The 5,451-nt window shown below is 41.1% G+C and carries 4 protein-coding genes and 1 riboswitch; all 4 genes read left to right on the forward strand.

What is annotated here, in order from left to right; translation table 11 throughout:
* Nucleotides 1-253 precede the first annotated feature (253 nt).
* Nucleotides 254-444: riboswitch (cobalamin riboswitch) on the forward strand.
* Nucleotides 445-486: 42 nt separating this feature from the next.
* The 4 genes from metE (at nt 487) to DBR11_RS18300 (ending at nt 5,297) form a co-directional block, all read left to right on the forward strand.
* A complete protein-coding gene (gene metE, locus DBR11_RS18285; RefSeq protein WP_108554080.1) occupies nt 487-2,793 on the forward strand; it encodes a 5-methyltetrahydropteroyltriglutamate--homocysteine S-methyltransferase in 2,307 nt (768 codons plus the stop codon).
* A gap of 67 nt (nt 2,794-2,860) precedes the next feature.
* Nucleotides 2,861-3,853, forward strand: coding sequence for a methylenetetrahydrofolate reductase (locus tag DBR11_RS18290; RefSeq protein ID WP_108554081.1), 993 nt, complete (start codon nt 2,861-2,863; stop codon nt 3,851-3,853).
* A 14-nt stretch (nt 3,854-3,867) separates the two neighbouring features.
* A complete protein-coding gene (locus DBR11_RS18295; RefSeq protein ID WP_233260813.1) occupies nt 3,868-4,305 on the forward strand; it encodes a low molecular weight protein-tyrosine-phosphatase in 438 nt (145 codons plus the stop codon).
* Between the two features lie 113 nt (nt 4,306-4,418).
* The gene (locus DBR11_RS18300) at nt 4,419-5,297 is read left to right on the forward strand and encodes a PAS domain-containing protein (protein ID WP_108554082.1); all 879 of its coding nucleotides are present in this window, start codon (nt 4,419-4,421) and stop codon (nt 5,295-5,297) included.
* The last annotated feature ends 154 nt before the right edge of the window (nt 5,298-5,451 follow it).

A 5,451-nucleotide genomic window follows, 5' to 3' on the forward strand; every position in this document is an offset into this window, starting at 1 on the left:
CTTTTATGGTATAGTTCGAGTTGTTGCCTAATATCTTCAGCAGTAATAAATCTGTATCATCTAATTCTTCCATAGAATATTTTTCTTTAGCGAAAGCAAAAATAATAAGTTAAAAGCATAATATGCTTATTTATGTTATTTAAAAAGTTATTTATGCTTATTTATTGGGGATAAATAAGCTTTTAAATCTGCTTATGTATATTTGTTTGGAATTTAGTCCTGTAATTGGACTGTATGGCAACCAATAGTTCTTTACTTTATCGACCAGAAAGGTTTACGAGAAATCGGAATTAAAAGGGAACCATGTGAAAATCGTGGGCTGTCGCGCAACTGTAAATAACGCAAAAGAGTTTTAACCAATAATGTCCACTGCCAGTATAATTGGTGGGAAGGACGGTTGAAATGTTATAAGCCAGGATACCTGCCTGTTTTGGAAGGATAGTAAAAGCAATATAAACTGTTTTTCTACTCAAATCTTTTAAAGAAATGCAAACACAAAACCTAGGCTACCCGCGAATTGGTAACCAAAGACAACTGAAAAAGGCCTGCGAACAATACTGGGCAGGCAAAATTGACCTCGGCGAACTCAACGGCGTTGCCCGTAAGATCAAGGAAGAGAACTGGCAAACTCAGCTGGATGACGGGATTGATCTTATACCTTGTAATGATTTTAGCTTCTATGACCAGGTACTGGACACCAGTTTGCTTCTGGGTGTTATCCCCCAGCGTTATTCGCCGATCCTGTCGCAGGTCAAATCCAACAGCGAAATTGATCTTTATTTTGCGATGGCACGTGGTTATCAGAAAGACGGACTGGATATTACTGCTATGGAAATGACGAAATGGCTGGATACCAATTACCACTATATTGTGCCTGAATTTACAGCCAATCAGGAATTCAGGATTTTTAATGAGAACTTATTTAGTGAATATAACCTTGCAAAACTACAGCTTGGGGAAAAGGCCAAACCGGTACTTCTCGGACCCGTAAGTTATCTGCTACAAGGTAAAGAAAAGGAGCCGGGATTCGAACGTATTGACCTGATCAAAAAATTAGTGCCTGTTTATGTGGATATCATTAATCGCTTAAGACAACAAGGTGCTAAATGGATCCAGCTGGACGAGCCTTGCTTGTCGCTTGACCTCTCTAAAAAGGAAAAAGAAGCATTTGAATATGCTTATCGCGCCATATCTAACCGGGTAAGTGGTGTTAAATTGCTGGTTGCTACATATTTTGAAGCCTTACTAGACAATACGCAATTGGGATTGAGTTTGCCAGTTGCGGCACTCCATATCGATCTGGTCCGTGCGCCTGAACAACTTGATGAGGTATTGGCTCTGATCCCTGATGGACTTCAGCTTTCTCTAGGGGTTGTAGACGGACGTAACGTTTGGAAAAACGATTATGAAAAGTCTTTAAAACTGATCAATAAAGCGGTAAAAAAACTTGGTGCTGATCGGGTAATCATCGCACCATCCTGCTCTTTGCTGCACAGTCCAATTGATTTAGAACTGGAAACTGCCATTGATCCGGAAATCAAAAATTGGATGGCCTTTGCCAAACAAAAATTGACTGAAGTTAGTGAACTAAAACGAATTGCCGAAGGAAACCATGATTTGCTGCAGGCCAATAAAAGGGCTATTGATAGCCGGAGATCCTCACAGAAAGTGCACAAGCAAGCTGTTAAAGATCGTGTAGCTGCAATTAATGAGGCAGATGCAAGTCGTCAAAGCGCTTTCCCTGTGCGTCAAAAGTTACATCATGATCGTTTCAATTTACCTTCTTTTCCGACAACTACGATCGGCTCATTTCCACAAACGGACGATATTCGCCAGTTGCGTGCCAAATTTAAAAAGGGCGACTTAACCCTTGAGCAATACGAAGAGGCAATTGAGCAAGCTACTATTGATGCGATCCGCTGGCAGGAAGAGATTGGCTTAGATGTGTTGGTGCACGGTGAGTTTGAGCGCAACGACATGGTAGAATATTTCGGTGAGCAATTGGATGGCTTCCTGTTTACCAAAAATGGATGGGTACAGAGTTATGGAAGCCGTTGTGTAAAGCCTCCGGTAATTTATGGTGATGTGAGCCGCCCTGCAGATATGACCGTACGCTGGAGCAAATTTGCTGCTGCACAAACGGAAAAACCAATGAAAGGGATGCTGACCGGACCGGTAACGATTTTGCAATGGTCATTCGTGCGCGACGATCAGCCAAGAGAGGTGACCACGAACCAGATCGCCTTTGCTATCCGTGATGAAGTTGTTGCGCTGGAAAAAGCAGGTATTGGCATTGTTCAGATTGATGAAGCGGCTATCCGCGAAGGACTGCCACTACGAAAATCAAAACACCCACACTACCTGGATTGGGCAGTAAAAGCTTTCCGTATCACTGCAAGTGGGGTACAAGATAAAACGCAAATACATACCCATATGTGCTACAGCGAATTCAACAATATTATTGAACATATTGCTGCCATGGATGCCGATGTGATCACTATTGAGACCTCAAGGTCACAGATGGAACTGTTACAGGCTTTTGCTCATTTTGAGTATCCGAATGAGATTGGTCCTGGTGTATATGATATTCATTCACCACGTGTACCAAGTACAGAAGAAATGGCATCCCTTTTGGCAAAAGCGGCAGATTTGTTGCCAGCACATAACCTTTGGGTAAATCCAGATTGTGGACTTAAAACACGTAAATGGCCAGAAACCAAAGCTGCGCTGGAAAACATGGTCGCTGCTGCTCAACAGGCAAGAGCCCAGATCAGCGTTGAAAGTATCATTTAATTAATAGAAGAGGGTGTATTAGGATACATCTTCTTGTTTTTTCGAGATTCATAACAGTTTATAGTTCATGTTCTTAAATAAGATCAAATCCGGAGAATCCGGAATTTTAACTTACGGTATCACACCACCAAAGTCCGAAACAAGTCCTGAACGGATTGCCGAAATTGCTGACCGCACTATTGCAAGGCTAGTTGATCTGGACCTTGACGCATTGATCGTATATGATGTGCAGGATGAGTCTGCCCGTACCTGCGAGGAGCGGCCATTTCCTTTTTTAAAGGCCCACGATCCTTTTAGATTTGCGAGTGGATATCTCCAGGATTTGGATCTTCCGAAGATCATCTATCGTCCTGCTGGAAAGTTCTCAAAAGAAGAACTCTCTGATTGGCTGGATGAACTTCACCATCATCAGTTTTACCCAGTTTTTGTGGGGATACCCGCTCCGGATTTTCCGGTTAAAACCAGTTTGCCCGAAGCCTATCAGCTGTGGAGTAAGCACGAAAAAAATTCTGTAGTGGGGGCTGTAACTATTCCTGAAAGGCATGCCGTATTGCATGATGAGGATAAACGGATTCTTAACAAGGTCAGTTGCGGGGTATCTTATTTCATTTCACAATGTGTATTTAATGTAAGTTATGCGAAGAAGATTGTAGAAGATCTGGATCATACCTGCAAGAATGATAATAAGAAATTTCCAACGGTGATATTTACGCTTACAGCTTGTGGATCAGTAAAGACGTTGACTTTTATGGAATGGTTAGGCATTCATATTCCGCCCGATCTGAAGGAAGATTTTAATCGTGCTGAAAATATGCTTGAAAGTTCTGTTCGCGTTTGTTTGGATATTGCTTCAGAACTTACTGCTTTTTGTGCAGAGCGTTCCATTCCTTTCGGGTTTAATATTGAAAGTGTGGCCATCAGAAAGGATGAAATTGAAGCATCGATTTACATGGTAAATAAAATTGCAAAAATGTTGAATGAAAAAGGCATCCGAAAGCGTACTGCGGCTGTGTTATCAGATGAAACAATTATGAGTTTACACTCAGAAAATATAAATTAGCGTTTACAATTGGTATGGAGAAGAAGAAGATTTTAATGGTTTGCCTGGGCAATATATGTCGTTCACCACTTGCGCATGGGATTTTGCAGCACATGGCGGATGAGTGTGGACTGGATTGGGAGATTGATTCTGCCGGTACGGGTAGCTGGCATATTGGACAGCAACCAGATAAACGCTCTATTCGCGTTGCCAAATCTCATGGTATTGATATCTCCGGACAGAGGGCCCAGCATTTTAATGCAGCACTATTTGATGAGTATGATCTGATCTATGTTATGGATCGTAATAACAATAGGGATGTACTCAGGTTAGCTCGTAATGAAGCAGACCGCAAAAAAGTCCAGTTGTTTTTACCTGATGGAGAAGTCCCAGACCCTTATTGGGATGATAATGAATTTGAACCAGTGTTCTTATTGATTGAAGAGCGCTGCAAAGATATCATTCGGGAATAGCAGGGTAGATTAACATAAGGGAAGCTTCATAAGGCATTTGGGCTTTACCTGAATTCGAACAATAAGATTGGTGTATACCAGTAAATTGTTACTTTTGATGGCTTAAAGTCTATATGATTCCTAAGGACAGATTTTTGAGTGATCAAGCATTGCTGGATATTATGAGGCTCTCACAAGATGCAACAGCTATTTACTGCAGTGAAGAGCTACACATTAATTTTGTGAATAACGCCATGCTTGCTTTTTGGAACAAGGATAGTTCTGTTACGGGGATGCGTTTGGAAGATGCGGTTCCAGAACTGGCGGTACAACCATTCATAGAACTTTTGAAAGAGGTTTGGCGTACCGGAGAAACCTTTGAAGCCACGGGTATGCCTGCAGAACTAATGTCTGGCAGTGAAATGCAAACCTTCTATTTTGATTTTGCTTATCGCGCCATTTTAAAGGAAAGCGGCGAAACCTATTGTATACTTCATACAGCCTCCGAAGTTAGCGAACGCATCCGGAACAGTAAGATTATTGAATATAAAAGACGGAAGAATGAAGTTTTAAATGAACAATTGAGCCAGATGAATATAGAATTGCTTGCTGTTAATGAGGAGCTATCTGAATCTAATGATAAATTACTGACAGCAAAAAATGAACTTCAGCGCGCTAATTTCCGGCTGTTTGAAAATGAGAATAGATTAAGAACCATTACTCAGCAGGTGCCTGTTGGTTTATGTGTTGTAAAAGGCAAGGAAATGTTGATTGAAGTGGCCAATGATTCTATGTTGAAGATGTGGGGATTGAGTAAGCTGGAAGTTCTGAACAGGCCTTACCAGTTTGTGAGGCCGGGTACGGATTGGCAACGGGTTAGCGAGCAACTTTTAGAAGTATATGCCTCATGTAAAATTAAGACAGAGAATGAAATTGTCTACCAGCCACTCTTTGATTTTTCTGGTTCTGTTGATGGGGTAATCATTATAAAATATAGATTTGAAGGTTTATAACATAGGAAATACACGATAGATAAAACTTTGAGGGTTCCAGGCTTGTTGTAATAAAAAAAGCTAAGAACATGAATACAAATCGTCTTTCTAATACACTAAGTGACGGATTAAATGCTCAGGTAACCAAAGAAGCTGCTGCAGCGCAGACTTATAT

Source organism: Pedobacter sp. HMWF019 (genome assembly GCF_003061025.1).
Classification (GTDB): domain Bacteria; phylum Bacteroidota; class Bacteroidia; order Sphingobacteriales; family Sphingobacteriaceae; genus Pedobacter.

What these genes read in the sequence shown, in the direction of transcription:
- metE (WP_108554080.1), top strand. Translation starts at nt 487, where the DNA reads ATGCAAACACAAAACCTAGGCTACCCGCGAATTGGTAACCAAAGACAA.
- DBR11_RS18290 (WP_108554081.1), top strand. Translation starts at nt 2,861, where the DNA reads ATGTTCTTAAATAAGATCAAATCCGGAGAATCCGGAATTTTAACTTAC.
- DBR11_RS18295 (WP_233260813.1), top strand. Translation starts at nt 3,868, where the DNA reads ATGGAGAAGAAGAAGATTTTAATGGTTTGCCTGGGCAATATATGTCGT.
- DBR11_RS18300 (WP_108554082.1), top strand. Translation starts at nt 4,419, where the DNA reads ATGATTCCTAAGGACAGATTTTTGAGTGATCAAGCATTGCTGGATATT.